The sequence below is a fragment of the Arenimonas terrae genome (genome assembly GCF_006265115.1).
Classification (GTDB): Bacteria; Pseudomonadota; Gammaproteobacteria; order Xanthomonadales; family Xanthomonadaceae; genus Arenimonas; species Arenimonas terrae.
This window is the reverse complement of the sequence record NZ_SMDR01000001.1, coordinates 520,103-543,131: the sequence shown is the minus strand read 5'-3', so window position 1 is coordinate 543,131 and position 23,029 is coordinate 520,103. Positions and strand designations below refer to the sequence as shown.

The following is a 23,029-nucleotide window of genomic DNA, read 5'->3' as shown; positions in this document are numbered from 1 at the left end:
CGGCCGGCGGGCGCCCCCACAAGAGGGGTTTGAAGCTGCGTATGATGCGACCCCGGGGCTACCCCATACAAGCTTGAATTAGCTAGGGAATCATGCGTCGCGGTGCGGCGTGGTCAGGGAGGGCGGGGCATGGCGGGCGCGAGACCGGTTTTTTATGTTTCCGACGGCACCGGCATCACCGCCGAAACCATCGGCCACAGCCTGCTGACCCAGTTCACCGGCGTCGAATTCGACACCCGCCGCATCGCCTTCGTAGACAGTGTCGAGAAAGCCGAAGCGGCCGTGGCCGAGATCCGCCGGGCCGGCCAGGCCGCGGGGTGCCGGCCGGTGGTCGTCAATACCGTGGTCGACCCGGACCTGAACTGGCTGCTGGCCGAGAGCGGAGCCCTGATGCTGGACCTGTTCGCCCCCTTCATCGCGCCGCTCGAGCAGGAGCTGGGGGTGCGCCGGGAGGCCCGGGTCGGCCACGCCCATGGCCTGGTCGACTTCGCCGCCTACGAGCAGCGCATCAACGCCACCAACTACGCGCTGACCCACGACGACGGCATGGACATCCACTACGACGACGCGGACGTGATCCTGGTCGGCGTGTCGCGCTCGGGCAAGACCCCGACCTGCCTCTACATGGCCCTGCACTACGGCGTGAAGGCCGCGAACTACCCGCTGACCGAAGAAGACCTGGAGGGCACCGAGCTGCCCAAGCGCCTGGTCCGGCACCGGCGCAAGCTGTTCGGCCTGACCATCGATCCGGTGCGGCTCCAGCAGATCCGCAGCGAGCGCAAGCCCAACTCCCGCTACGCCACCCTGGAAACCTGCCGCCGGGAGGTCGCCGCGGCCGAGGCGCTGTTCCGCCAGGAAGGCGTGCCGGCGCTGAGCACCACCCACACCTCGATCGAGGAAATCGCCGGCAAGGTGCTGGCCCAGCAGGGCATCCACCGGCACATGTTCTAGCCGCGGGAAGGCCCGAAACGCTGTGCTAGCATCGGGCCATGCCGGCCACCGACACCCACCGCCGAGCCTTGCCCCCGCTGAGCCGGTTCGCCTGGCTCATGGGCCTGTACGGCGAGAACTTCCAGCGCCTGAGCCGCATGTTCCAGCCGCAGTCGCTGCCTGCCGGCGCCTACGTGTCCAGCGTGCCCGGTGGCCTGGACCTGCTGGTCGAGGTGCTCGACCAGCATCCCTATACCGTCGAGCTGCGCCTGAGCTACCGGATGCGCGACGCGGTCACCGGCCAGCCCGACCCCTCCGCCTACGTGCGCCTGTACCGCGACGCGCGCCAGGCCGAGGTCACCCACTGCTACATCGGCCGCCACTGGCAGGACGTGCTGGGCCTGCGCCCCAGCGTGCAGGCGATGCTCAGCCATCGCCTGCGCATGAACAGCTTCCTCAACAAGTGGCTGGACTATCTGGACGGGCAGGGACACGGTCCGCACACCCTGTCGGCGATCGAGCCGGCACCCGCCGATGAAAAAAATGTGGCGTGTGCTTGACGAGTCCGGGGCGCATGTCTAAACTTCCGCTTCTTCCTTCGGTGGGGCTATAGCTCAGCTGGGAGAGCGCTACAATGGCATTGTAGAGGTCATCGGTTCGATCCCGATTAGCTCCACCACCGATTCAAGACACGCTGTCCAAGTCCCCATCGTCTAGAGGCCTAGGACATTACCCTTTCACGGTAGCGACCGGGGTTCGAATCCCCGTGGGGACGCCAGCGCAGTGTGTCCAAGAAGCCCGGCAACGCCGGGCTTTTTCTTTTTCCGGCCACTGGGGGAAGATGGCCACCCGCACCGCGGCGGGCATCGTGATGCAGCAGGGGATGACCGCGATCGTGAACAACCAGTTCAGTGTGCGCGCCTGGTCGGCCTTCGCGCCCGGCCTCGAATCCGCGGAGGACTGGCGGGCCTGGGCCGCCCATCCGCGGCTGCCGCAGGGCGACGACGCGCCCGCGCTGGTCGAGATGCCGGCGATGCAGCGCCGGCGCCTGGAACGACTGGGGCGCATGGCCTTGCAGGTCGCCTGGCGCTGCCAGCCGGACACGGCTGCGGCGCTGCCCCTGGTGTTCGCCTCCCGTCACGGCGACATCTCCCGCACCTTCGAGATGCTTACCGGCCTGGCCCGGGGCGAACCGCTGTCACCGACCCACTTCGGCCTCTCTACCCACAACGCGATCGCCGCGCAGTACTCGATCGCGCGCGGCCTGACCGGCAACTACCTGGCCGTGTCCGCCAGCCCCGAGGCGGCCGAAGCGGCGGTGGTCGAGGCGCTGGCCCTGATCGCGGACGGCGCGCCCGAGGTCCTGGTGGTGGTCTACGACGGCCCGGTTCCGGCCGACTACGCCGAGTACCGCGACGAGCCGGAAGCCTTTTATGCCTGGGCGTGGCGCATCGGTCCGCCGCGCGCGGACCTGCCGACCTATTCGCTGGAACCGGGCGATGGCGTGGCGGCGCCTTCCGGGCTGCCGCATGGCCTGGACGTGCTGCGCTTCTTCCTGTCGGACGAAACGCGGCTGCGCGCGCCGCAGAGCGGACGCTGCTGGCGCCGGCATGCTTGACCGGGCCTGGAGGATCTTCGGCACGGCGATGTCGTTCGCGGCCTTCGGGCTGGGCGGGGTGCTGCTGGGGCTGCTGGTCTTCCCGCTGCTGCGCCTGCTGGTGCGCGATCCGGTGCGGCAGGGGCGCCTGGCGCGCGCGTTGATCCGGCGCATGTTCGCCGGCCACATCGGCCTGATGCACCGGCTGGGCGTGCTGAGCTACGAGATCCTCAACGTCGAGCGGCTGCACCGGCGCGGCCAGCTGGTGCTGGCCAACCATCCGACCCTGATCGACGTCGTGTTCCTGGTATCGCTGATTCCCGAGGCCGACTGCGTCGTGAAGGGCCGGCTCGCGACCAATCCGTTCACGCGCGGACCGGTGAAGGCGACCGGCTACATCTTCAACGACAACGGCGCCGGCCTGATCGAGGACTGCATCGCCTCGGTGCGCGGCGGCAAGAACCTGCTGATCTTCCCCGAAGGCACCCGCACGCCGCGCGGGCAGGCCCTGGGGCCGCTGCAGCGCGGGGCCGCGAACATCGCGGTCCGGGGTGCGCTGGATGTGACGCCCGTCCTGATTACCTGCCGCCCGCGCACGCTGGGGAAAGGGGAGAAATGGTATCTTGTGCCTTCACGGCGATTTCACGTCCGGATCGAGGTCCTGCCCGATATCCCGGTCGCGCCGTACCTGGCCGGGGGAGCGGCCGAAGCCCTGGCGGCGCGTCGTTTGACCGAAGACCTCGGCGAAACCTTCAAGACGGAGTTGGCACGTGTTGGCGCTGGAACCTGAAATCAAGGAACTGATCATCACCACGATGTCGCTCGAGGACATCACCGTGGACGACATCGACTCCGAAGCCCCGCTGTTCAACGAAGGCCTGGGGCTGGACTCGATCGACGCCCTGGAACTCGGCCTGGCGCTGCAGAAGCGCTACGGCGTCACCCTGGCCGCGGACTCGGAAGAAACCCGCCAGCACTTCGCCAGCGTGCGCGCCCTGAGCGCGTTCGTGGCGGCCAACCGCAAGCAGTAAGGCCCCCCGGCCGTCGCAACGCACGAGCAAGACCATGACCAAGGACCAGCTTTTCCAGCGCATCGTCGCCATCCTCCAGGAGACCTTCGGCATCGACCCGGCCAAGGTCAGCCTGGAATCGAAACTCGGCGAGGACCTGGACATCGACAGCATCGACGCCGTGGACCTGATCGTGCAGCTCAAGCCGCTGCTCGGCGGCAACCTCAAGCCGGAGGCTTTTCGCTCCGTGCGCACCGTGCAGGACGTGGTGGACGCACTGCACGGCATGATGCACGCGGGCGCCGAATCGCACGCGGGCGACTGAATGCGCGCCGCAGCAGCGCTGGCCTGGCTGGCGACCCTGCTTTATCCGCTGGCGGTCTGGTTCGGACTGACGCGCTTCGAGCCGCGCTGGGTCGCGCTGTTCCTGCTGTCCCTGGCGCTGTTGCGTGCCATCGCCTCGCGCGAGAAGGTCTGGCTGGTTGCTGCGGCCGGTGCCTGCGGCCTGGTGCTGGCGAGCTGGTTCAGCAACGACGGCCTGCCGCTCAAGCTCTATCCGGTGCTGGTGAACCTGGCCCTGCTGACCGTGTTCGCGGTCAGCCTGCGGCATCCGCCGACCGTCATCGAACGCCTGGCCCGCCTGCAGACGCCGGACCTGCCGGCCGCCGCGATTCCCTACGTGACCCGGGTGACGCGCGCCTGGTGCCTGTTCTTCGTGCTCAACGGCGGCATCGCGCTGTGGACGGCGCTGGCCGCATCCGACGCCACCTGGGCGCTTTACAACGGTCTGATCGCCTATGTGCTGATCGGCGCGATGTTCCTGGGCGAACGCCTGCTGCGGCCGCGCCATGGTTCCTGAAGCGCGCATCCCGCTCGGCGACCTCACGCGCGTCGACGCGACCCCTCCGACGCTGGCCGTCACGCCGGAGCATGATCGTTCGCAGTTCCTGGCCCGCGTCGCCGCATGGCGGCAGGCCTTCGCGGGTCACTCGGGCCGCAACCATGCCCTGCACCTGGACGACAGCTTCGAGTTCGCGGCGGCGCTGTTCGGCGGCTGGCTCGCCGGCAAGGTCCTCTGGTTGCCGGGCGATACGCTGCCGGCCACGCTGGACCGGCTGCGCTCCGAAGTCGATGGCTGGGCGGGCGACCTGCCGGGCGCGCTGAAGGCGCCGGAGGTCCCGGCCGATCCGACGACCGCCGGCGCGCTCGATCCGGACGCTTGCCGGCTGGTGCTGTTCACCTCGGGATCCACCGGAGAACCCGGTGCGATCGGCAAGACGCTGCGCCAGCTCGACCACGAAGTCGGCGCGCTGGAGGCGCAGTTCGGCGCCACGATGGGCGACGCGCTGGTGCAGGGCACGGTATCGCACCAGCACATCTACGGACTGCTGTTCCGCGTGCTCTGGCCGCTGTCGGCGCGGCGCCGGTTCGCACCGCGACGCCTGGCCTACAACGAGGAGCTGACGGTGCTGGGGCCGGCGCCGCTGGTCCTGGTCGCCAGCCCCGCCCACCTCAAGCGGCTTCCGGAAAACCAGGATTGGCGATCGCTGGCCGCCGGCCTGCGGGCGGTGTTTTCGTCCGGAGGTCCGCTGCCGGCCGACGCCGCGCACGACGTGCGGCGGCTCTGGGGCCAGGCGGCGATCGAAGTCTTCGGCAGCACCGAAACCGGCGGCATCGCGTGGCGCCGGTCAGGCGGCGCGGCGCCGCCCTGGCTGCCGCTGCCGGGCGTGTCGTGGCGCCTGGCCGATGGTCTGCTCGAGCTGCAGTCGCCGCACCTGGCCGAGGCCGGCTGGTTCCGCACCCAGGACCGGGCGATCGCCGCAACCGGCGGCGGCTTCGAACTGCGCGGGCGCGCCGACCGCATCGTCAAGCTGGAGGAGCGACGCATTTCGCTGAGCGCGATCGAACGCCGTCTGCAGGCTTCGCCGCTGCTGGACGAAGCGCGCGTGCTGGCGCTGCCGGGACACCGCATCCTGGTCGCGGTCGCCGCCGTGCCCAGCGCCGAGGGACGGACCCGGCTGGACCAGGCGGGAAGGGCAGGGCTGGCCTCGATGCTGCGCGACTGGTTGGCCGGCCACGCCGAAGCGATCGCGCTGCCGCGGCGCTGGCGCTTCGTCGACGCGCTGCCGGTCGACGCCCAGGGCAAGACCAGCGAACGCCGGCTCGCCGACCTGTTCCGTCCGCACCTGCCCGAGCCGCAATGGCATGAACGCGCACCGGGCCACGCGCGCCTCGCACTCGAGGTGACCGCCGACCTGGCCGCCTTCGAAGGCCATTTCCCGCAGGCCGCGGTGCTGCCCGGTGTGGCCCTGATCGACTGGGCGGTGCGGCTGGGCCGCGATGCCTTCGGTGTGCGCGGCGGAATGCAGCGCATGGAGGCTGTGAAGTTCCAGCATCTGGTCCGGCCAGGTGCCCGGCTGCAGGTCGAACTGGACTGGCAACCGGCAACGGCGCAGTTGGGATTCCGATTCACCTCCGGCCAGGGCGTGCACGCCAGCGGCCGCCTGCGCTTTGCACCGCCGGAGGACGAGGCATGACCCGCATGTTCTCGCCGCTGATCGTCATCCCGGTCTACGAACACGAACACGCGATCGGCCCGCTGCTGGCGCGCCTGCGCGGACACGGCGTGCCCTGCCTGCTGGTGGACGACGGTTCCGGCCCGGACTGCGCGGCCACCCTGCGCCGGCTGGCCGCCGCGGAACCGCACTGGCTGTCCCTGCTTCGCCTGGAGCCGAACCAGGGCAAGGGCGCCGCGGTGATGGCGGGCCTGCGCGACGCCGGCCGCCGCGGCCACAGCCACGTCCTGCAGATCGACGCCGACGGCCAGCACGAAGCCGCCGACGTGCCGGCCTTCCTCGCTCAGGCGAGCTCCGAGCCGGATGCGGTGATCAACGGCCGTCCGGTCTACGACGCCTCCGTGCCGCGCGGCCGCCTCTACGGCCGCTACGCGACCCATGTCTGGGTCTGGATCAACACGCTGTCCTTCGACATCGCCGACTCGATGTGCGGTTTCCGGGTCTATCCGCTGGCGCCGACCCTGGCCCTGCTGGACCAGACCCGGATCGGACGGCGCATGGACTTCGACACTGAGATCCTGGTGCGCCTGCATTGGCAGGGCCTGCCGGTGCGCAATCGGCCGACGCGCGTGACCTATCCCAGCGACGGTGTCTCGCATTTCGACCTATGGCGCGACAACCTGCGCATCTCGGCCATGCACACGCGGCTGTTCTTCGGGATGCTGCGGCGCCTGCCGCGTCTGCTTGCGCGCAAGGGGAGCCGGCGATGAGCGGACGGCACTGGGCCGAACTGGGCGAAACCACCTTCGTCGGCGGCACTTGGCTGCTTTACGGCGTCTACCGCGTGCTCGGGCGCTGGCCGTTCCGGCTGTGCCTGTACCCGGTGGTGTTCGTCTACTGGCTCGGCAGTCCGGTCGCGCGCCGCGCCTCGCTGGACTACCTGCAGCGTCTGCACGCGGCCGAACCCGGCCTGTTCGAGCGCCGCCCCGGCATCCGCGAAAGCCTGCGCCACTTCGCCTGCTTCGCCGAGACGCTGCTCGATAAGATGCTGGCCATCGGCGGCCGCTACCCGCGCGCGCGGGTCGACTTCCAGGGCCATGAAAGCATGCTGCGCGCCTCGCAGGCGGGGCAGGGCGGCATCATCGCCACCGCCCACATGGGCTGCCTGGAGCTGATGCAGATGGCGGCCGGCTGGCGCGAGGGGCTGCGCGTGACCATCCTGGTGCACACCGCGCATGCCCAGCGTTTCAATCGCATCCTCGAACGCCTGAACCCCGCCGCGACCGTGCGCCTGATGCAGGTCACCGACTTCTCGCCGACCACGGCGATGATGCTGGCCGACCGCATCGCCGCCGGCGAGTTCATCGCCATCGCCGGCGACCGCGTGCCGGTGTCGGGCGACCGCATTGCCCGCGCGGACTTCCTGGGCGCGCCGGCCGACCTGCCGGCCGGTCCCTACCTGATCGCCGCCGTGCTGCGCTGCCCGGTCTGGCTGCTGTCGTGCCTGCACGCGGGCGATGGCTACCGCGCCCGGATCGTGCCGATGACCGAACGCGTGCTGCTGGACCGCGCCGACCGTCAGGCCGGCCTGGACGCCTGCGCGGAGCAGTTCGCGCGCTGGATGACCGCCAGCCTGCGAGAATCGCCCTACGACTGGTTCAACTTCTACCCCTTCTGGGACACCGCCCGCCATGCCGCTCAGCCCTGACCCGCGCCCCCTCGCCATCGACGGCCGCCCGCTGCGGATCGAGGACGTGGTCGCCACCGCCTCGGGCCGGGCCCGGCCGGCGCTTTCCACGGACGCCGGCTTCCAGGCACGCATCAACCGCGGCGCCGACTTCGTCGACCGGCTGATCGCCGAGGACGGCGTGGTTTACGGCGTCAGCACCGGCTACGGCGATTCCTGCACGGTGGCGATCCCGCCGGCCCTGGTGGACGAACTGCCGCGCCATCTCTACACCTACCACGGCGTCGGCCTCGGCCGGTTCCTGGATCCGGAGGAAACCCGGGCGGTGCTGCTGGCGCGCCTGCAGTCGCTGGCCCAGGGCGTGTCCGGCGTCAGCCTGGCCCTGCTGCAGCAGCTCGAGGCCCTGCTGGCACACGACATCCTGCCGCTGATCCCGGCCGAAGGTTCGGTCGGCGCCAGCGGCGACCTGACGCCGCTGTCCTATGTGGCGGCGGTGCTGTGCGGCGAGCGCGAGGTCTGGCACCAGGGCAAGGTGAAGCCGGCCGCCGACGCGCTGGCCGCGCACGGTCTCAAGCCGCTGAAGCTCCGCCCCAAGGAAGGCCTGGCGATCATGAATGGCACCGCGGTGATGACCGCGTTGGCCTGCCTGGCCTGGCGCCGCGCCGACTACCTGGGCCGTCTGGCCACCCGCATCACCGCCTTCAACGTGGTCGCCAGCGCCGGCAACGCCCACCACTTCGACCAGACCCTGTTCGCGGTGAAGCCGCACGCCGGCCAGCAGCGGGTCGCCGCGCGCCTGCGCGCCGACCTGGCCTCCGATCGCCCGCCGCGCAACGAACAGCGCCTGCAAGACCGTTATTCCCTGCGCTGCGCGCCGCACGTGGTCGGCGTGCTCGAGGACGCGCTGCCCTGGCTGCGCGCACAGATCGAGAACGAGCTCAACAGCGCCAACGACAACCCCATCATCGATGCCGAACAGGAGATGGTGCTGCACGGCGGCCACTTCTACGGCGGCCACATCGCCTTCGCGATGGACTCGATGAAAAACGCCGTCGCCAACCTCGCCGACCTGCTCGACCGGCAGATGGCCCTGGTGGTGGACGCCCGCTACAGCCACGGCCTGCCGGCGAACCTGACCGCGGCCGCCGGCGACCGCGCCGCGCTCAACCACGGCCTCAAGGCCCTGCAGATCAGCGCCTCGGCCTGGACCGCGGAGGCGCTGAAGCTGACCATGCCGGCCTCGGTGTTCTCGCGGTCCACCGAGTGCCACAACCAGGACAAGGTCAGCATGGGCACGATCGCCGCGCGCGACTGCCTGCGCGTGATCGAGCTGACCGAGCAGGTCGTCGCCGCTCTCCTGGTGACCGTCCGGCAGGGCGTCGCCCTGCGCCGCGCGCTCGACGGCGGCGCGCCGATGTCGGCCGCGCCCGAGGCGATGCTGGCCGACCTGGCGTCGCGCCTGCCGCTGATCGTCGAGGACCGCGCGCTTGACGTCGAGCTGCGCCAGCTGCTGGCCGCCATCCGCGGCGAAGCGTGGAGCCTGTATGCGGACTGACCTCGCCGCCGAGATCGAGCTCACGCCGGCCTTCCATGACCTCGATCCGATGGAGGTGGTCTGGCACGGCCACTACATGAAGTACCTGGAGCTGGCGCGCTGCGCGCTGCTGCTGCGATTCGACTACGACTATCCGCAGATGCGCGAATCGGGCTACCTGTGGCCGATCGTGGACCTGCGCACCAAATACGTGCGCTCGGCGCGTTTCGGCCAGCGCCTCAAGGTGCGCGCGCAGATCGTGGAGTGGGAGAACCGACTGAAGATCGACTACCTGATCAGCGACGCCGCCAGCGGCGAGGTGATCACGCGCGCACACAGCATCCAGGTCGCCGTCGACCTGCGCACCGGCGAGATGTGTTTCGCATCGCCCCCGGTGCTGCTGGAGCGGTTGGGGATCGCCCCGTGAGGAGGCTTTCCTGGGTTCTGGCCGTGCTCGCGCTCGCAGCGTTTTCTCCGGTCCCGGCCCCGGCGCATGCGCAGGCATCGGCGCCGGCCGGGCAGGGCGGCAATGCCGGCGTGCGCGAGCGGCTGGCGCAGCCCGCCGTGCTGCGCGGCACGTTCGAACAGCGCAAACAGCTCAAGGGTTTCCGCAATCCGCTGGTTTCGCGCGGCGATTTTCTGCTGCTGCGCGAGCGCGGCGTCGCCTGGGATACGACCGAGCCCTTCGCCTCCAGCACCCTGCTGACGCGCGAACGCCTGCTGACGCGCCTGCCCGACGGCAGCCAGCGCGTCGTGCTCGACGCCGCGACGTCACCGGGCATGGCCGCGGTGAACTCGCTGCTGATGGCCCTGGTTGCCGGCGATGTGGACGCGCTGGCGACGCAGTTCCACACCGAGGAGATCCTGTCGCCGGACGGTCGCTGGATGCTCCGGCTGCAGCCGAAGGAGGCGGCCCTGGCGCGCGTGTTCCGGCGCATCACGCTGCGCGGCGACCGCTTCGTGCGCGAGGTCGAGATCGAGGAAGCCGCGGGTGACCTGACCTCGCTGCGTTTCCTGACCCTCGTCGACCAGCCCGCGGCGCCGACCGCCGCCGAGGCCGCCCGTTTTGACTGAGGCCCGGCGCCCACGTCCGCGGTTCTGGCCGGCGCTCGCGCTGGCCTGGCTGCTCGCCGTCGCGGCCCTGGGCGCGCACCAGATCGGCTTCTGGCGCGAAGCGCGGCTCGACAGCGACGTGATGGCGCTGCTGCCGGGCGAGGGCGACGACGCGCAGCTGCAGGCGGCGAACGAGCGCATCGCCGGTGCGGCCACGCGCCAGGTCGTGGTGCTGCTGGGCAGCGAAGACTGGAAGCGCAGCCGTGCGGCCGCCGAGGCGTTCCTGGCGGCGCTGGCGCCGCAGGATCAACTGCTGCGGCCGATCACCGGCCAGGACGAGGCGCTGGCCGCCGCCGTGGATTTTTACGCGCCGCATCGCCGTGGCCTGCTGACGCCGACCCAGCGCGAGCAACTGCGAGGCACCGCGCCCGAGGCCTGGGTCGAACCGGCACTGGCCCGGCTTTACGGCCCCGGCCCGGGCGGCGGGCTGGGGCAGTGGCAGGATGATCCGCTCGGGCTGTGGCCGGACTGGTGGCAGGCCCGCGCCGGCCGCGGCCTGCAGCCGCGCGACGGCCTGCTGGCGCTGGAGGCCGAAGGCAAACACTGGGCGCTGCTGCGGTTCGAGAGCCGCGCGTCGGCGTTCCGGCTCGATGGCGAACGGCGCCTGCAGGATGCACTCGACCGCGCCGCCGCGGCCGCCGCACGGTCCGGCGGCGCGGACATCGAGCTTCTGCAGGGCGGCGTGCCCCTGCACGCCGAGGCCGCCGCCGTGCAGGCCAGCCGCGAGGTCAACACCATCGGCCTGGGCTCGCTGCTGGCGGTGATCGCGCTGGTCTGGCTGGCCTTCCGCAGCCCGCGGCCGATCCTGCTGGTGTCGGCCTCGCTGCTGATCGGCTGCGCCGCCGGCGTCACCGCCACGGCGCTGGTGTTCGGCAAGGTGCACCTGCTGACCCTGGTGTTCGGCGCCAGCCTGGTCGGCGTGGCCGAGGACTACGGCATCCACTGGTTCGCGACGCGGCAGGGCCAGCCCGGCGTGGCGCCCCGATCGCTGATGCGGCAGCTGCTGCCCGGCCTGTTCCTGGCCCTGGCGACCAGCGTGCTGGCCTACCTGGCGCTGGCGATCGCGCCGTTCCCGGGCCTGCGGCAGATGGCACTGTTCTCGGCGGCCGGCCTGGGCGCCGCCTTCCTGACCGTGGTGCTTTGGTTCCCCTGGCTCGACCGTGCGGCGCCGCGGCCCAGCAGCTTCGCCGCGAAGGTCGGCGCCAGCCTCGCAGGCTGGCCGCGCTGGCGTCCGACGCGCGCGGGCCTGGTGCTGGCGGCGCTGGCCGCCGCGTTCGCGCTGGGCGGACTGCTGCGCCTGCAGGTGAACGACGACCTGCGCAGCCTGCAGAGTTCGCCGCCGGCGCTGGTCGGGCAGGAAATCCGCATCGGCCGGCTGTTGGGGCTGCCGAGTCCCGCCCAGTTCTTCCTGGTCGATGCGCCCGATGCCGAAGCACTGCTGCAGGCCGAAGAGGCGCTGACCGCGCGCCTGCACGCGCTGAAGGCGCAGGGCCGCCTGGGCGGCTGGCGCGCGGTGTCGGACTGGCTGCCTTCGCTGGCGCGGCAGCGGCAGGACCACGCGCTCAGCCAGGCCGCCGAAACCGCCGTGCTCACCCGTCTGGGCGCACTGCTGGGCGAAGCCTCGCCGCCAGCGCCGCCACCGGCCGCACACCTCGCGCCGGACGACTGGCTCGCCCATCCGGTGTCCGAACCCCTGCGGCCACTGTGGCTGGGGCCGGTGCAGTCGCAATGGGGCAGCGTGGTGATGCTCGAAGGCCTGGCCGTCGACGGCCTGGACGAACTCGAGGCCGCCGCCGCGGGCCTGCCCGGCGTGCGCTGGATCGACCGCACCGCGCGGATCTCGGACGTGCTCGGGCACTACCGTCGGATGATGTCGGGCCTGCTGGTCGCCGGTTATGCCGCGGTCGGACTGGCGCTGTTCCTGCGCTTCCGCCGGCAGGCCTGGCGGGCGCTGCTGCCGACCGCGCTCGCGGCCCTGCTCACCCTGGCCGTGCTGGGCTGGGCGGGCGTGCCCCTGCAGTTGTTCGGCGTGCTGGCCCAGCTGCTGTTGCTCGGCTTCGGCGTGGACTACGGCATCTTCCTGCTCGAACATCGCGACGACCCGTCCAGCTGGCTGGCGGTCTCGCTCGGTGCAGCCAGCACCTTGCTCGCCTTCGGCCTGCTGGCGCTGTCGGCCACGCCGGCGCTGCACGGCTTCGGCCTCAGCCTGGGACTGGGCATCGCCCTGGTCTGGATGCTGTCGCCTTGTTTCCGGCCGGCGCCGATCGCGCCCGCTTCCCATTGAACCCTGAGAACCGCACGCCATGAGCCTACGCACCGAACACGTCGAGATCCTGATCATCGGAGCGGGCCCCGCCGGCTCGGTGGCGGCGGGCCTGCTGCGCAAGCAGGGCAGGGAGGTGCTGATGCTGGAGAAGGAGCAGTTCCCCCGCTTCTCGATCGGCGAGAGCCTGCTGCCGCAGAGCATGGAATACATCCAGGAAGCGGGCATGCTGCAGGCCGTGGTCGAGGCCGGTTTCCAGTACAAGAACGGCGCCGCCTTCGCCCGCGGCGGGCACCGCACCCAGTTCGACTTCCGCGACAAGTTCTCCAAGGGCTGGGGCACCACCTACCAGGTGCAGCGCGCCGACTTCGACAAGGTGCTGGCGGACGAGGCCGAGCGTTTGGGCGCCGCCGTCCGCTACCGGCACGAGGTGCTGGCGGTGGACGTGGACGGCGACCAGCCGCGCGTGACGGTGCGTTCGCCCGACGGCGAGACCTACGAGGTGCAGGCGCGGTTCCTGCTCGACGCCAGCGGCTTCGCGCGCATCCTGCCGCGCCTGCTCAAGCTCGAGAGCCCGTCGGGTTTCCCGGCCCGCGGCGCCATCTTCACCCACGTGCGCGACAACATCCCGCCGGGCTCGCCCGCCTTCGACCGCAACAAGATCCTGATCAGCGTGCATCCGCGGCACGACGACGTCTGGTACTGGACGATCCCGTTTTCCAACGGCCGCTGCTCGCTGGGCGTGGTCGCCGAGACGAAATACCTCGAGCAGTACGCCGGCACCGAGACCGAGCGCCTGAAGGCGATCGTCGGCGAAGACCCGGACCTGGCCGGCCTGCTGGCCAAGGCCGACTGGGACACGCCGGCGCGGCAGATCGTCGGCTATTCGGCCAATGTGAAATCGCTGTGGGGCAAGAACTACGCCCTGCTGGGCAATGCCGGCGAGTTCCTCGACCCGGTGTTCTCGTCCGGCGTCACCATCGCCTTCAAGTCGGCCAGCCTCGCCAGCGCCTGCCTGCAGCGCCAGTTCGCTGGCGAGACGGTGGACTGGGAGGCCGACTACGGCCGGCCGCTGCGCGCCGGCGTCGACACCTTCCGCTGTTTCGTGGAGGCCTGGTACGCGGGCGGCTTCCAGAAGATCATCTTCCATCCCAACCCGACCCCGGACATCCGCCGCATGATCTGTTCGATCCTGGCCGGCTACGCCTGGGACACGAGCAATCCCTACGTCGCCGAGAACAAGCGCCGCCTGGCGGTGCTGGAGCAGCTGTGCTCCGCCTGATCGCCCTCGTGCTGCTCGCCGCACTCGCCGGCTGCCTGCCGCCGGCCCGACCCGGCCCGCCGGACGAGGTGCCGCTGCTGCGGCTGGCGCCGTCGGCACTGCCGGGCGGCATGGCCGCGCAGCAGCGCCTGAGTTTCGAGCACGGCGGCCGGCGCCAGGTGGTGGACGCACTGGTCGAGGTGGACGCCGAGGCGGTGCGGGTGGTGATCCACGCCCAGGGCCAGGTCGCGCTGCGCCTGGACTGGGACGGCAGCACCCTGACCCAGACGCGGGCCGACTGGCTGCCTCCGCAGCTTTCGGCCGAACGCGTGTTGTCGGACCTGCAGCTGGTCTACTGGCCCGTCGACGCGGTGGATGCCGCGCTGCCGCCGGCCTGGCACTTCAGCGGACCGGAGCAAAGCCGGAAGCTGATGCACTCCGACGAAATCGTCGCGCACGTGCAGCGAGTTTCCGAGCAGCGCCGCGTGCTGCGCCAGAACCGGCACCGCTACATGCTGCAGATCGATTCCGTACCGGTGATTCCGTGAGCCCGGTCTTTCTCAACCAGCTGGGCCTGACCTGCGCCCTGGGCCGCGACGTCGATGCCGTGGCCGCCGCGCTGTTCGCCGCCGATGCGCCGCGCGGCGTGGCGCTTTCCGAATCGGTCACGCCGGGCCGGGCGCTGGCGCTGGGCCGGGTGCCGGGCGAGCTGCCGGAGCTCGCGGAGCAGCCGGTCGCATTGCGCGGCCGCAACAACGCCCTGGTCGCGCTGGCGCTGGCGCCGATCCGCGCCGCCGTCGAACAGGCCATCGCCCGCTACGGCGCGGACCGGGTCGCCGTGGTGATGGGCACCAGCACCTCCGGCGTGGGCGAAAGCGAAGCCGCCCACCGGAGCTTTCCGCGCGACGGCCATTGGCCCGAGGGTTTCCACTACGCCCAGCAGGAAATGGGTACGCCGGCGCGCTACCTCGCCGCCGAACTGGGCCTGCGTGGGACCGCGCACGTGATCTCCACCGCCTGTTCCTCCAGCGCCAAGGCCCTGGCTTCGGGCGCGCGCCTGCTGCGCGCCGGCCTGGCCGACGCGGTGATCGCCGGCGGCGCCGATTCGCTGTGCGAGTTCACCGTCGCCGGTTTCAGCGCGCTGGGTTCGGTGTCGGCGCAGCGCTGCAACCCGTTCTCGCGCCATCGCAACGGCATCAACATCGGCGAAGGCGCGGCGCTGTTCCTGATGACGCGCGAGCCGGGCCCGGTGCGCCTGGCGGGCTGGGGCGAAAGTTCCGACGCCCACCACATGTCCGCCCCCGAACCCGAAGGCCACGGGCCCGAGCGCGCCATCCGCGAAGCCCTGCAGCGCGCCGGCCTGCGGCCGGCCGACATCGGCTACGTGAACCTGCACGGCACGGCGACGCCGCAGAACGACGCGATGGAAGCCGGCGTGATGGCCCGCGTCTTCGGCACCGGCACGCCCTGCAGTTCGACCAAGCCGCTGACCGGCCACACCCTGGGCGCCGCCGGCGCGATCGAAGCCGCCCTGTGCTGGATCGCCTTGACCCGCCACGGCGGCCGCGCGCTGCCGCCGCACTGGTGGGACGGCGCTGCCGACGAGGCGCTCGCGCCAGTCAGCCTGGTGGCTCCGGGCCAACGCGCCGATGCGCCGCTGCGCCACGTGCTCAGCCAGTCCTTCGCCTTCGGCGGCAGCAATGCCGCCCTCGTGCTGGGGGCCGGATGAACGATCCGCGCGACGCCGCCGTCGAGCGCATGGTGCCGCACCGCGGCGGCATGCTGTGGATCGACCGCGTGCTGCACTGCGACGAGCAGTCGGTATCGGTCGAGGCCGTGGTGCGCGACGACCACCTGCTGGCCGAAGCCGACGGCGTGCCGGCCTGGGCCGGCATCGAATACATGGCCCAGTGCATCGCCGCCTGGGCCGGCGGGCGGGCGCTGACGCGGGGCGAGGGCGTCAAGCCCGGCTTCCTGCTCGGCACCCGCCGCTACCAGGCGCACCGCGAGGTGCTGCCGTTCGGCCTGCGCCTGCGCGTGGAGGCCGTCTGCGAACTGTTCGGCGACAACGGCCTGGGCCTGTTCGCCTGCCGCATCCTCGACGGCGACGAGGAAATCGCCACCGCCAACGTCTCGGTCTACGAACCGCCGGACGCCGACGCCTACCTGGGGAATCCGAACTCATGACCGCCCGTTCCGTACTCGTCACCGGCGCCAGCCGCGGCATCGGCCGCGCGATCGCGCTGCGCCTGGCGCGCGATGGTTTCGACATCGTCGTGCACTGCCGCAGCCGCATCGACGAAGCCGAGGCCGTCGCCGCCGAAGTGGCCGCACTGGGCCGCGCCGCCCGCGTGATCCGCTTCGACGTCGCCGACCGCGCCGGCTGCGCGGCCGCACTGAACGCCGACATCGAAGCCCACGGCGCCTACCACGGCGTGGTCTGCAACGCCGGCATCGCCCGCGACAACGCCTTCCCGGCGATGAGCGGCGAGGAGTGGGACGACGTGATCCACACCAACCTCGACGGGTTCTACAACGTGCTGCAGCCGGTGGTGATGCCGATGGTGCGCCGGCGCCAGCCGGGTCGCATCGTCACGCTGTCCTCGGTATCGGGCATCGCCGGCAACCGCGGCCAGACCAACTACAGCGCCGCCAAGGCCGGCATCATCGGCGCCAGCAAGGCGCTGGCCCTGGAGCTGGCCAAGCGCGAGATCACCGTCAACTGCGTGGCCCCGGGCCTGATCGAGACCGAGATGCTGCCGGCGGAGATCGTCGACGAAGCGCTGAAGTTGATCCCGCTGCGCCGTGTCGGCAAACCCGCGGAGGTCGCGGCCGTGGTGTCCTTCCTGATGTCGGACGAGGCCGCCTACGTCACCCGGCAGGTGATTTCGGTCAACGGGGGCATGGTCTGATGCGCCGCGTCGTGATCACCGGCCGCGGCGCGATCAGCCCGCTGGGCCACGACTGGCCGGCGGTGCTGGCCTGGCTGAAGTCCGGGCGCAACGCCGTCCGCGCCTTCCCGGAGTGGGGCGCCTACAAGGGCCTGAACACCCGCCTGGGCGTGCCATGCGCGCCGTTCGAGCTGCCCGAGCACTACAACCGCAAGACCACGCGCAGCATGGGCCGCGTGGCGCTGCTGGCGACGCGCGCCAGCGAGCTCGCCCTGGCCGATGCCGGCCTGCTCGGCGACCCGGTGCTCAAGTCCGGCCGCGTCGGCATCTCCTACGGCTCCTCCGCCGGCACGCCCTCGTCGATGAGCGACTTCGGCCGCATGCTGGCCGAGATGAATACGCAGTACATCAACGCCACGACCTACATCAAGATGATGAGCCATACGGCGCCGGTGAACATGGGCGTGTTCTTCGGCATCACCGGCCGCATCGTCACCACCTCCAGCGCCTGCACCTCGGGCAGCCAGGGCATCGGCTACGCCTACGAGGCGATCAAGGCCGGGCGGCAGGTGGCGATGCTGGCCGGCGGTTCGGAGGAACTCGACGTCACCGCGGCCACCGTGTTCGACACGCTGTTCGCGACCAGCAACCGCAACGACACGCCGGAGCGGACGCCGCGCCCCTTCGACGCCGCGCGCGACGGCCTGGTGGTGGGCGAGGGCGCCTGCACCCTGGTGCTGGAAGACCTGGAGCATGCGCTCGCGCGCGGCGCCACCATCCATGCCGAGATCGTCGGCTACGGCACCAACAGCGACGGCCAGCACGTCACCCAGCCCAACGCCGCGACCATGGCGGTGGCCATGCGCCAGGCGCTCGACGACGCCGGCCTGGCGCCGGAGGCGATCAGCTACGTCAACGCCCACGGCACCGCCACCGACCACGGCGACATCGCCGAGACCACGGCCACGCATGCGGTGTTCGGCGAACGGATGCCGATCAGCTCGCTCAAGAGCTACACCGGCCACACCCTCGGCGCCTGCGGCGCGCTCGAAGCCTGGGTGACGCTGGAGATGCTGCGCGAGGGCTGGTTCCACCCCACGCTCAACCTCCGGGACGTCGACCCGCGCTGCGGTGCGCTCGATTACCTGACCGGCGACGGCCGCCGCATCGACGGCGAGTTCGCGATGAGCAACAACTTCGCCTTCGGCGGCATCAACACCTCGCTGGTGCTGCGCCGCTGGCCCCACTGATCCCTCCACACGCCTGCGAGAACCGCCGATGAAGCTGCCGATCCTGCTGCTGTCCCTGACCCTGGCCCTGGCCGCGCCGCTGGCCGCCGCCAAGACCGACAAGCTCGAGCCGCCGCAGCGCGTGCTCTTCGTCGGCCCCGCGGGCAGGACGCCGGCCCCGGACACCCTGCGCGGCGCGATCGCCGGCGCGGGCGCCCTGCGCGGCTGGCAGCTGATCGAAGAAGCGCCGGGCCGCATGGTCCTGCGCAACGTCATCCGCGGCAAGCACACGGTCGTCGTCGCCGTCGTCTACGACCCGCAGGGTTTCCAGATCGAGTACGTCTCGAGCGAGAACCTCAACTACAAGGAGCGCCGCGGCCAGGCCTACATCCATCCGAAGTACCACCAGTGGGTCGCGAACCTGGCGCAGGACATCAGCGCCCGCGTCGCGGCGCTCTGAGGCCGGCCAGCCCTTGGCCGAGACCTGCCTGCTCGAAGTCACCACGCTCGCCGCGTCCGCGCTTCCGGACGCGGTCGAAGGCTGGCTGAGCCCGGCCGAACAGACGCGGCTGCTCGGCATCCAGGCATCGCTGCGCCGGCGCCAGTACCTCGCCGGCCACTGGCTGGCGCGCGTGCTGTCGGCGCGGGCCTTCGGCGGCGAGCCGGCGCAGTGGCGCTGGGACGACGAGGCCGGCCCGCGTCCGCAGCTGCTGCGCGGTGGTGTCCGCGCCTGGGCGACGCTGAGCCACAGCGGCGAACACCTGGCTGCCGCCGTGGCGGCGCAGCCGATCGGCCTGGACCTGGAGCTGCCGCGCCGGCCGCGCGACGTGATGGCGCTGGCCCGCTACCTGTTCGCACCCGACGAGATCGCGCGCCTGCTCGAAGTCGAAGCGGGCGCCGAGCGCGAGCGACTGTTCTACGTGTTCTGGGCCCTGAAGGAAGCGCGCGGAAAACGCGGCGGCGAAGGCCTGCAGGCGACGCAGGCCCGCCGCGTCAGTTCGCGACGCAGTGACGCCGCGCTTGCCGAAGCCCGCGTCTGGCCGCTCGGCGACACCGGCGCCCTGGCGCTGGCGGGATGGCCCGGACTGGTGCCGCAGGCGCGCGGGCTTCCCGAAGGCCTGCCCGCCAGCCACTGGACCTACGTCGCGGCCGACTGAGTCCGCCCGGCGCTCCGGTCCAGCCAGCCCAGCAGCGGGCCGGTGAGCACCGTGGTGATGATCGCCACCAGCACGAGGATCGCGTACAGGCGCTGGTCGATCAGGCCCAGCTCGTAGCCCAGCGACAGCACGATCAGCTCCATCAGCCCGCGCGTGTTCATCAGGATGCCGAGCCGCCAGGCGTCGGCCGGCACCACGCCGCACCAGCGCGCGGCCAGCACCGTGCCGCCGAGCTTGCCCAGCGTCGCGACACCGGTAAGGCCCAGGCAGAGCAGCCATTCGCTGCCGCTGAGCAGGTCCACGCGGGTGGCCAGGCCGGTGCTGGCGAAAAACAGCGGCAGCAGCACGACCACGGCGAAGGGTTCGATGCGCTGGGTGACGATGTCGCGCAGGGCCGGCGAACCGGACACCGCGAGCCCGGCGAGGAAAGCGCCGAACAGCAGGTGCAGGCCGATCAGCTCGGTGACCAGGGCGCAGGCCAGCGCCATCAGGATCAGCCCGACCATCGCCGCGGGCGGCGACGCATGCTCGCCCTGGCGCGTCAGGCGCGCGCGCAGCGGTCCCAGCAGCGCCCAGGCCAGTGCGGCGCTCAGGCCCAGGTTCAGGAGCAGGTGGCCGGGGCCCTGGCTCTGCGTCCATGCGACCACGGCGCCGAGGATGGCCCAGGCGCTGGCATCGCTGACCGCTGCGCAGGCGATGGCCAGCGTCGCCACGGGAAGTCCGCGGTAACCGCGCTCCTCGATGATGCGCAGCAGGACGGGGAAGGCGGTGACACTCAACGCCACGCCCAGGAAAAGCGCGAAGGCGATGAAGTCTGTCCCGGCCGGCGCGTAGGCCGCGGCGAGCGGCCAGGCCAGCAGCAGCCCGAGCAGGAAGGGCAGGGCGATGCCGGCATGGCCGACCACCAGGGCCAGGCGCCGCTGGCCGCGCAGACGCGAGAGCTCGAACTCGGCGCCGGCCGCGAACATGAAGACCAGCACGCCGAGCTGGCTGACCAGCTTGAACGCGCCCAGGCCATCCGCCGGGAAAACCGCCGCATGCAGGCCCGGCCAGGCCCAGCCCAGCAGCGAGGGCCCGAGCACGATGCCGGCCAGCATCTCGCCGATCACTGCCGGCTGCCCGATTCGCCGCATCAGCGCACCGGCGAACTTCGCCGCCGCCAGCACCACCAGCAGCTGGAGCAGGAAGCGCGGCAGCGGCTGCGCCAGTGCGGAGGTGGCGTCGGGCACCGGCGGTGCCGCGACTCCCGGCGCGAACCCCACGGGCGCGGCGACCCACAGCAGCCAGGCCAGGCCAAGCGTCAGCGGCAGCCCGACCAGCCAGGCGTAGCGCCGCAGCATTCAGGACACCCGTCGAGGGTGGATGGCGCGGACCATGCGGGATTCCAGAGCAGGAGGCGGCGGCATTATCCCGCATGCACGCGTCAAAACACCGCCGCCCACCCCAACGCCGGGGCAGGCCTCAGCCGATCCGGGCGCGACCCAGCCGCAGCGCGTTGCTCACCACCGACACCGAACTCAGGCTCATCGCCAGCGCCGCGATCATCGGGCTCAGCAGCAGGCCGGTGAACGGATAGAGCAGGCCCGCCGCCACCGGCACGCCGAGCGCGTTGTAGATGAAGGCGAAGACCAGGTTCTGCTTCATGTTCGCGACCGTCGCCTGCGACAGGCGGCGCGCACGCAGGATGCCGCGCAGGTCGCCCTTGACAAGGGTGACCTGGGCGCTGGACATGGCCACGTCGGTGCCCGTGCCCATCGCGATGCCGACGTCGGCGCCGGCCAGGGCCGGTGCGTCGTTGATGCCGTCGCCGGCCATCGCAACCCGGCGGCCTTCGGCCTTGAGCCGCTGGACCAGGGCGATCTTGTCCTGCGGGCGGACTTCGCCGTGCACTTCGTCGATGCCCAGCTCCTGTGCCACCGATCGCGCGGTGGCGATGCCGTCGCCCGTGGCCATGACGATGCGCAGGCCTTCGGCATGCAGGGCGCGGATCGCCTCGGGCGTCGAGGCCTTGACCGGGTCGGCGACGGCGAGCAGTCCGGCGAGGCGGCCGTCCAACGCCACGTACATCACGCTGGCGCCCCGGGCGCGCAGGGTATCGGCGCGATCCGTCAGGTCCGCGACGTCCACCGCCAGTTCCTGCATCAACGCGGTGTTGCCGATCGCGACGCGCCGGCCGTCGACCCGGCCGCGCACGCCGATGCCGGTCGAGGACTCGAAGTCTTCAGCGGCCACCAGGGCCAGCCCTCGCCGCCGCGCCTCGGCGACGATGGCCTCGGCCAGCGGATGTTCGCTGCCCTGGTCCAGGCTGGCGGCCAGGCGCAGCAGCTCCGCCTCGTCCATGCCGGCCACCGGCACCGCTTCGCGGAAGGCAGGACGCCCCTCGGTCAGGGTCCCGGTCTTGTCCACCACCAGGGTGTCGATGCGCCGGAAGTTCTCGATCGCCTCGGCATCGCGGAACAGCACGCCGGCCTGCGCGCCGCGGCCGGTCGCCACCATGATCGACATCGGCGTCGCCAGGCCGAGCGCACAGGGGCAGGCGATGATCAGCACCGACACGGCGTTGAGCACGGCATAGGTCCACGAGGGTTCGGGCCCCAACAGGCCCCAGCCCAGCAGGGTGGCCGCCGCGACCGCCAGCACCGCCAGCACGAACCAGAACGCGACCCGGTCGGCCATACGCTGCATCGGCGCCCGCGAACGCTGCGCCTGCGCCACCAGCTGCACGATCTGCGCCAGCACCGTCGCCGAACCGACCTTGGCGGCGCGGATCACCAGGCTGCCGCTGCCGTTGAGCGTGGCGCCGATCACCTCGTCGCCGGCCGCCTTCGCGACCGGCACCGGTTCGCCGGTGAGCATGGATTCGTCGAGATGCGAGCGTCCTTCCAGCACCACGCCGTCCACCGGCACCTTCTCGCCGGGCCGCACGCGCAGGCGGTCGCCGACGTGCACGTGGGACAGCTCGACATCCTCTTCGCCGCCGTCGTCGCGCAGACGGCGCGCGGTTTTCGGCGCCAGGCCCAGCAGGGCCTTGATCGCCGCCGAGGTCTGCGCGCGGGCGCGCAGCTCCAGCAGCTGGCCCAGCAGGGTGAGCGAGACGATCACCGCCGCCGCCTCGAAATACACACCGACGCGGCCGTGTTCGCGGAAAGAGTCCGGGAACAGCCCCGGCGCCACGGTCGCGACCACGCTGTAGCCGAAGGCCGCGGCAACGCCCAGGCCGATCAGGGTCCACATGTTCGGGCTGCGGTGGCGCACCGACTGCAGGCCGCGCTCGAAGAAAGGGAACCCGGCCCACAGCACCACCGGCGCGCTGAGCGCGAGCTCCAGCCAGCTGCGCGCGGCGTGCGGCAGGCCGGGCAGGCGGTCGCCGAACATCGCCAGCACGAAGACGACGAGGGTCAGCGGCAGGGTCCACCAGAAGCGGCGGCGGAAGTCGCGCAGCTCCGGATTTTCCTGCTCGTCCAGGCTCGGCATCTCCGGCTCCAGCGCCATGCCGCAGGTCGGGCAGGTGCCGGGATGGTCCTGGCGGACGTCCGGATGCATCGGGCAGACGTAGACGGCACCGTCCGGCGCCCCGACTTCGGGCGAGCGCGGCTTCGGCGCGAGGTATTTCTCCGGATCGGCGACGAACTTCGCCCGGCACCCCGCCGAACAGAAGTGGATGTCGTCACCGGCGTGCTGCGCGTGATGCGGGGAATCCGGCGACACCGTCATGCCGCAGACGGGATCGATGGTTGATGCCGGGCTGGACTTCCCGGCGACAGGCGCGGAACAGCAGTGGCCGGCGCCGTGCCCGTGGGTGTGCTTGTCGTGGTCGTGGGCGTGACCATGCTCGTGGCCG

Annotated in this window: 24 protein-coding genes and 2 tRNA genes; 24 read left to right on the top strand and 2 right to left on the bottom strand. The window is 71.5% G+C overall.

Annotation, left to right across the window (positions count from 1 at the left end; translation table 11 throughout):
• The first annotated feature begins 129 nt into the window (after window positions 1-129).
• From ppsR to E1B00_RS02410, 24 genes are all read left to right on the top strand, one after another.
• Complete coding sequence (ppsR, locus tag E1B00_RS02525) at window positions 130-951, top strand: posphoenolpyruvate synthetase regulatory kinase/phosphorylase PpsR (protein ID WP_139445288.1); 822 nt, start codon at window positions 130-132, stop codon at window positions 949-951.
• A 38-nt stretch (window positions 952-989) separates the two neighbouring features.
• Entirely contained in the window at window positions 990-1,490 is a 501-nt protein-coding gene (locus tag E1B00_RS02520; protein WP_139445287.1) for a DUF1249 domain-containing protein, read from the top strand.
• Between the two features lie 43 nt (window positions 1,491-1,533).
• Window positions 1,534-1,609 (top strand) — tRNA-Ala (locus tag E1B00_RS02515).
• Window positions 1,610-1,632: 23 nt separating this feature from the next.
• A tRNA-Glu gene (locus E1B00_RS02510) sits at window positions 1,633-1,708 on the top strand.
• A gap of 63 nt (window positions 1,709-1,771) precedes the next feature.
• A complete protein-coding gene (locus E1B00_RS02505; RefSeq protein WP_220396223.1) occupies window positions 1,772-2,548 on the top strand; it encodes a beta-ketoacyl synthase chain length factor in 777 nt (258 codons plus the stop codon).
• On the top strand, window positions 2,541-3,317 hold the full coding sequence (locus E1B00_RS02500) for a lysophospholipid acyltransferase family protein (RefSeq protein ID WP_139445285.1): 777 nt from the start codon (window positions 2,541-2,543) through the stop codon (window positions 3,315-3,317). Before E1B00_RS02505 ends, E1B00_RS02500 begins: the two co-directional genes overlap by 8 nt.
• Window positions 3,318-3,342: 25 nt before the next feature.
• Complete coding sequence (locus E1B00_RS02495) at window positions 3,343-3,558, top strand: phosphopantetheine-binding protein (RefSeq protein WP_246048548.1); 216 nt, start codon at window positions 3,343-3,345, stop codon at window positions 3,556-3,558.
• A 34-nt stretch (window positions 3,559-3,592) separates the two neighbouring features.
• Complete coding sequence (locus E1B00_RS02490; protein WP_139445281.1) at window positions 3,593-3,862, top strand: acyl carrier protein; 270 nt, start codon at window positions 3,593-3,595, stop codon at window positions 3,860-3,862.
• On the top strand, window positions 3,863-4,396 hold the full coding sequence (locus E1B00_RS02485; protein WP_139445279.1) for a COG4648 family protein: 534 nt from the start codon (window positions 3,863-3,865) through the stop codon (window positions 4,394-4,396).
• The gene (locus E1B00_RS02480; RefSeq protein ID WP_139445276.1) at window positions 4,386-6,074 is read left to right on the top strand and encodes an ApeI family dehydratase; all 1,689 of its coding nucleotides are present in this window, start codon (window positions 4,386-4,388) and stop codon (window positions 6,072-6,074) included. Before E1B00_RS02485 ends, E1B00_RS02480 begins: the two co-directional genes overlap by 11 nt.
• Complete coding sequence (locus E1B00_RS02475) at window positions 6,071-6,823, top strand: glycosyltransferase family 2 protein (protein WP_139445274.1); 753 nt, start codon at window positions 6,071-6,073, stop codon at window positions 6,821-6,823. The genes E1B00_RS02480 and E1B00_RS02475 overlap by 4 nt, the downstream gene beginning before the upstream one ends.
• Window positions 6,820-7,761, top strand: a complete 942-nt coding sequence (locus E1B00_RS02470) for a lysophospholipid acyltransferase family protein (protein WP_139445272.1) — start codon at window positions 6,820-6,822, stop codon at window positions 7,759-7,761. The genes E1B00_RS02475 and E1B00_RS02470 overlap by 4 nt, the downstream gene beginning before the upstream one ends.
• Window positions 7,745-9,295, top strand: coding sequence for an HAL/PAL/TAL family ammonia-lyase (locus E1B00_RS02465; RefSeq protein ID WP_139445270.1), 1,551 nt, complete (start codon window positions 7,745-7,747; stop codon window positions 9,293-9,295). Before E1B00_RS02470 ends, E1B00_RS02465 begins: the two co-directional genes overlap by 17 nt.
• Window positions 9,285-9,701, top strand: a complete 417-nt coding sequence (locus E1B00_RS02460; RefSeq protein WP_139445268.1) for an acyl-CoA thioesterase — start codon at window positions 9,285-9,287, stop codon at window positions 9,699-9,701. Before E1B00_RS02465 ends, E1B00_RS02460 begins: the two co-directional genes overlap by 11 nt.
• A complete protein-coding gene (locus E1B00_RS02455) occupies window positions 9,698-10,348 on the top strand; it encodes a LolA family protein (RefSeq protein WP_176693094.1) in 651 nt (216 codons plus the stop codon). Before E1B00_RS02460 ends, E1B00_RS02455 begins: the two co-directional genes overlap by 4 nt.
• Window positions 10,341-12,671 (top strand): MMPL family transporter, encoded by a 2,331-nt coding sequence (locus E1B00_RS02450; protein ID WP_139445264.1) that lies wholly within the window; start codon window positions 10,341-10,343, stop codon window positions 12,669-12,671. The genes E1B00_RS02455 and E1B00_RS02450 overlap by 8 nt, the downstream gene beginning before the upstream one ends.
• Window positions 12,672-12,690: 19 nt before the next feature.
• The gene (locus tag E1B00_RS02445; RefSeq protein WP_139445262.1) at window positions 12,691-13,932 is read left to right on the top strand and encodes an NAD(P)/FAD-dependent oxidoreductase; all 1,242 of its coding nucleotides are present in this window, start codon (window positions 12,691-12,693) and stop codon (window positions 13,930-13,932) included.
• Window positions 13,920-14,459 carry a DUF3261 domain-containing protein gene (locus E1B00_RS15515; RefSeq protein ID WP_176693093.1) on the top strand — a complete coding sequence of 180 codons (540 nt, stop codon included), beginning with the start codon at window positions 13,920-13,922 and terminating at the stop codon, window positions 14,457-14,459. The genes E1B00_RS02445 and E1B00_RS15515 overlap by 13 nt, the downstream gene beginning before the upstream one ends.
• Window positions 14,456-15,640 carry a beta-ketoacyl-[acyl-carrier-protein] synthase family protein gene (locus E1B00_RS02435; protein ID WP_139445258.1) on the top strand — a complete coding sequence of 395 codons (1,185 nt, stop codon included), beginning with the start codon at window positions 14,456-14,458 and terminating at the stop codon, window positions 15,638-15,640. The genes E1B00_RS15515 and E1B00_RS02435 overlap by 4 nt, the downstream gene beginning before the upstream one ends.
• Window positions 15,637-16,098 carry a hotdog family protein gene (locus E1B00_RS02430; RefSeq protein WP_139445256.1) on the top strand — a complete coding sequence of 154 codons (462 nt, stop codon included), beginning with the start codon at window positions 15,637-15,639 and terminating at the stop codon, window positions 16,096-16,098. Before E1B00_RS02435 ends, E1B00_RS02430 begins: the two co-directional genes overlap by 4 nt.
• Entirely contained in the window at window positions 16,095-16,823 is a 729-nt protein-coding gene (locus E1B00_RS02425) for a 3-ketoacyl-ACP reductase FabG2 (RefSeq protein WP_139445254.1), read from the top strand. The genes E1B00_RS02430 and E1B00_RS02425 overlap by 4 nt, the downstream gene beginning before the upstream one ends.
• The gene (locus E1B00_RS02420) at window positions 16,823-18,052 is read left to right on the top strand and encodes a beta-ketoacyl-ACP synthase (protein ID WP_139445252.1); all 1,230 of its coding nucleotides are present in this window, start codon (window positions 16,823-16,825) and stop codon (window positions 18,050-18,052) included. Before E1B00_RS02425 ends, E1B00_RS02420 begins: the two co-directional genes overlap by 1 nt.
• A 28-nt stretch (window positions 18,053-18,080) precedes the next feature.
• Complete coding sequence (locus E1B00_RS02415) at window positions 18,081-18,491, top strand: hypothetical protein (RefSeq protein ID WP_139445249.1); 411 nt, start codon at window positions 18,081-18,083, stop codon at window positions 18,489-18,491.
• A gap of 13 nt (window positions 18,492-18,504) precedes the next feature.
• Window positions 18,505-19,188 (top strand): 4'-phosphopantetheinyl transferase family protein, encoded by a 684-nt coding sequence (locus E1B00_RS02410; protein WP_139445247.1) that lies wholly within the window; start codon window positions 18,505-18,507, stop codon window positions 19,186-19,188.
• On the opposite strand, the gene E1B00_RS02405 is transcribed toward E1B00_RS02410, so the two are convergent.
• Window positions 19,170-20,528 carry a cation:proton antiporter gene (locus E1B00_RS02405; protein ID WP_139445245.1) on the bottom strand — a complete coding sequence of 453 codons (1,359 nt, stop codon included), beginning with the start codon at window positions 20,526-20,528 and terminating at the stop codon, window positions 19,170-19,172. The two genes, E1B00_RS02410 and E1B00_RS02405, sit on opposite strands and share 19 nt — an antisense overlap.
• 121 nt (window positions 20,529-20,649) lie before the next feature.
• The gene (locus E1B00_RS02400; protein WP_246048544.1) at window positions 20,650-22,902 is read right to left on the bottom strand and encodes a heavy metal translocating P-type ATPase; all 2,253 of its coding nucleotides are present in this window, start codon (window positions 22,900-22,902) and stop codon (window positions 20,650-20,652) included.
• Window positions 22,903-23,029: the final 127 nt, after the last annotated feature.

Excerpts from the sequence above, each read along its gene's own strand:
- E1B00_RS02445 (WP_139445262.1), top strand. The coding sequence starts at position 12,691 with ATGAGCCTACGCACCGAACACGTCGAGATCCTGATCATCGGAGCGGGC.
- E1B00_RS02475 (WP_139445274.1), top strand. The coding sequence starts at position 6,071 with ATGACCCGCATGTTCTCGCCGCTGATCGTCATCCCGGTCTACGAACAC.
- E1B00_RS02415 (WP_139445249.1), top strand. The coding sequence starts at position 18,081 with ATGAAGCTGCCGATCCTGCTGCTGTCCCTGACCCTGGCCCTGGCCGCG.
- E1B00_RS02425 (WP_139445254.1), top strand. The coding sequence starts at position 16,095 with ATGACCGCCCGTTCCGTACTCGTCACCGGCGCCAGCCGCGGCATCGGC.
- E1B00_RS02485 (WP_139445279.1), top strand. The coding sequence starts at position 3,863 with ATGCGCGCCGCAGCAGCGCTGGCCTGGCTGGCGACCCTGCTTTATCCG.
- E1B00_RS02505 (WP_220396223.1), top strand. The coding sequence starts at position 1,772 with ATGGCCACCCGCACCGCGGCGGGCATCGTGATGCAGCAGGGGATGACC.
- E1B00_RS02470 (WP_139445272.1), top strand. The coding sequence starts at position 6,820 with ATGAGCGGACGGCACTGGGCCGAACTGGGCGAAACCACCTTCGTCGGC.
- E1B00_RS02520 (WP_139445287.1), top strand. The coding sequence starts at position 990 with ATGCCGGCCACCGACACCCACCGCCGAGCCTTGCCCCCGCTGAGCCGG.
- E1B00_RS02420 (WP_139445252.1), top strand. The coding sequence starts at position 16,823 with ATGCGCCGCGTCGTGATCACCGGCCGCGGCGCGATCAGCCCGCTGGGC.
- E1B00_RS02495 (WP_246048548.1), top strand. The coding sequence starts at position 3,343 with ATGTCGCTCGAGGACATCACCGTGGACGACATCGACTCCGAAGCCCCG.
- E1B00_RS02405 (WP_139445245.1), bottom strand. The coding sequence starts at position 20,528 with ATGCTGCGGCGCTACGCCTGGCTGGTCGGGCTGCCGCTGACGCTTGGC.
- E1B00_RS02400 (WP_246048544.1), bottom strand. The coding sequence starts at position 22,902 with ATGACGGTGTCGCCGGATTCCCCGCATCACGCGCAGCACGCCGGTGAC.
- E1B00_RS02465 (WP_139445270.1), top strand. The coding sequence starts at position 7,745 with ATGCCGCTCAGCCCTGACCCGCGCCCCCTCGCCATCGACGGCCGCCCG.
- E1B00_RS02460 (WP_139445268.1), top strand. The coding sequence starts at position 9,285 with ATGCGGACTGACCTCGCCGCCGAGATCGAGCTCACGCCGGCCTTCCAT.
- E1B00_RS02490 (WP_139445281.1), top strand. The coding sequence starts at position 3,593 with ATGACCAAGGACCAGCTTTTCCAGCGCATCGTCGCCATCCTCCAGGAG.
- E1B00_RS02480 (WP_139445276.1), top strand. The coding sequence starts at position 4,386 with ATGGTTCCTGAAGCGCGCATCCCGCTCGGCGACCTCACGCGCGTCGAC.
- E1B00_RS02430 (WP_139445256.1), top strand. The coding sequence starts at position 15,637 with ATGAACGATCCGCGCGACGCCGCCGTCGAGCGCATGGTGCCGCACCGC.
- E1B00_RS02500 (WP_139445285.1), top strand. The coding sequence starts at position 2,541 with ATGCTTGACCGGGCCTGGAGGATCTTCGGCACGGCGATGTCGTTCGCG.
- ppsR (WP_139445288.1), top strand. The coding sequence starts at position 130 with ATGGCGGGCGCGAGACCGGTTTTTTATGTTTCCGACGGCACCGGCATC.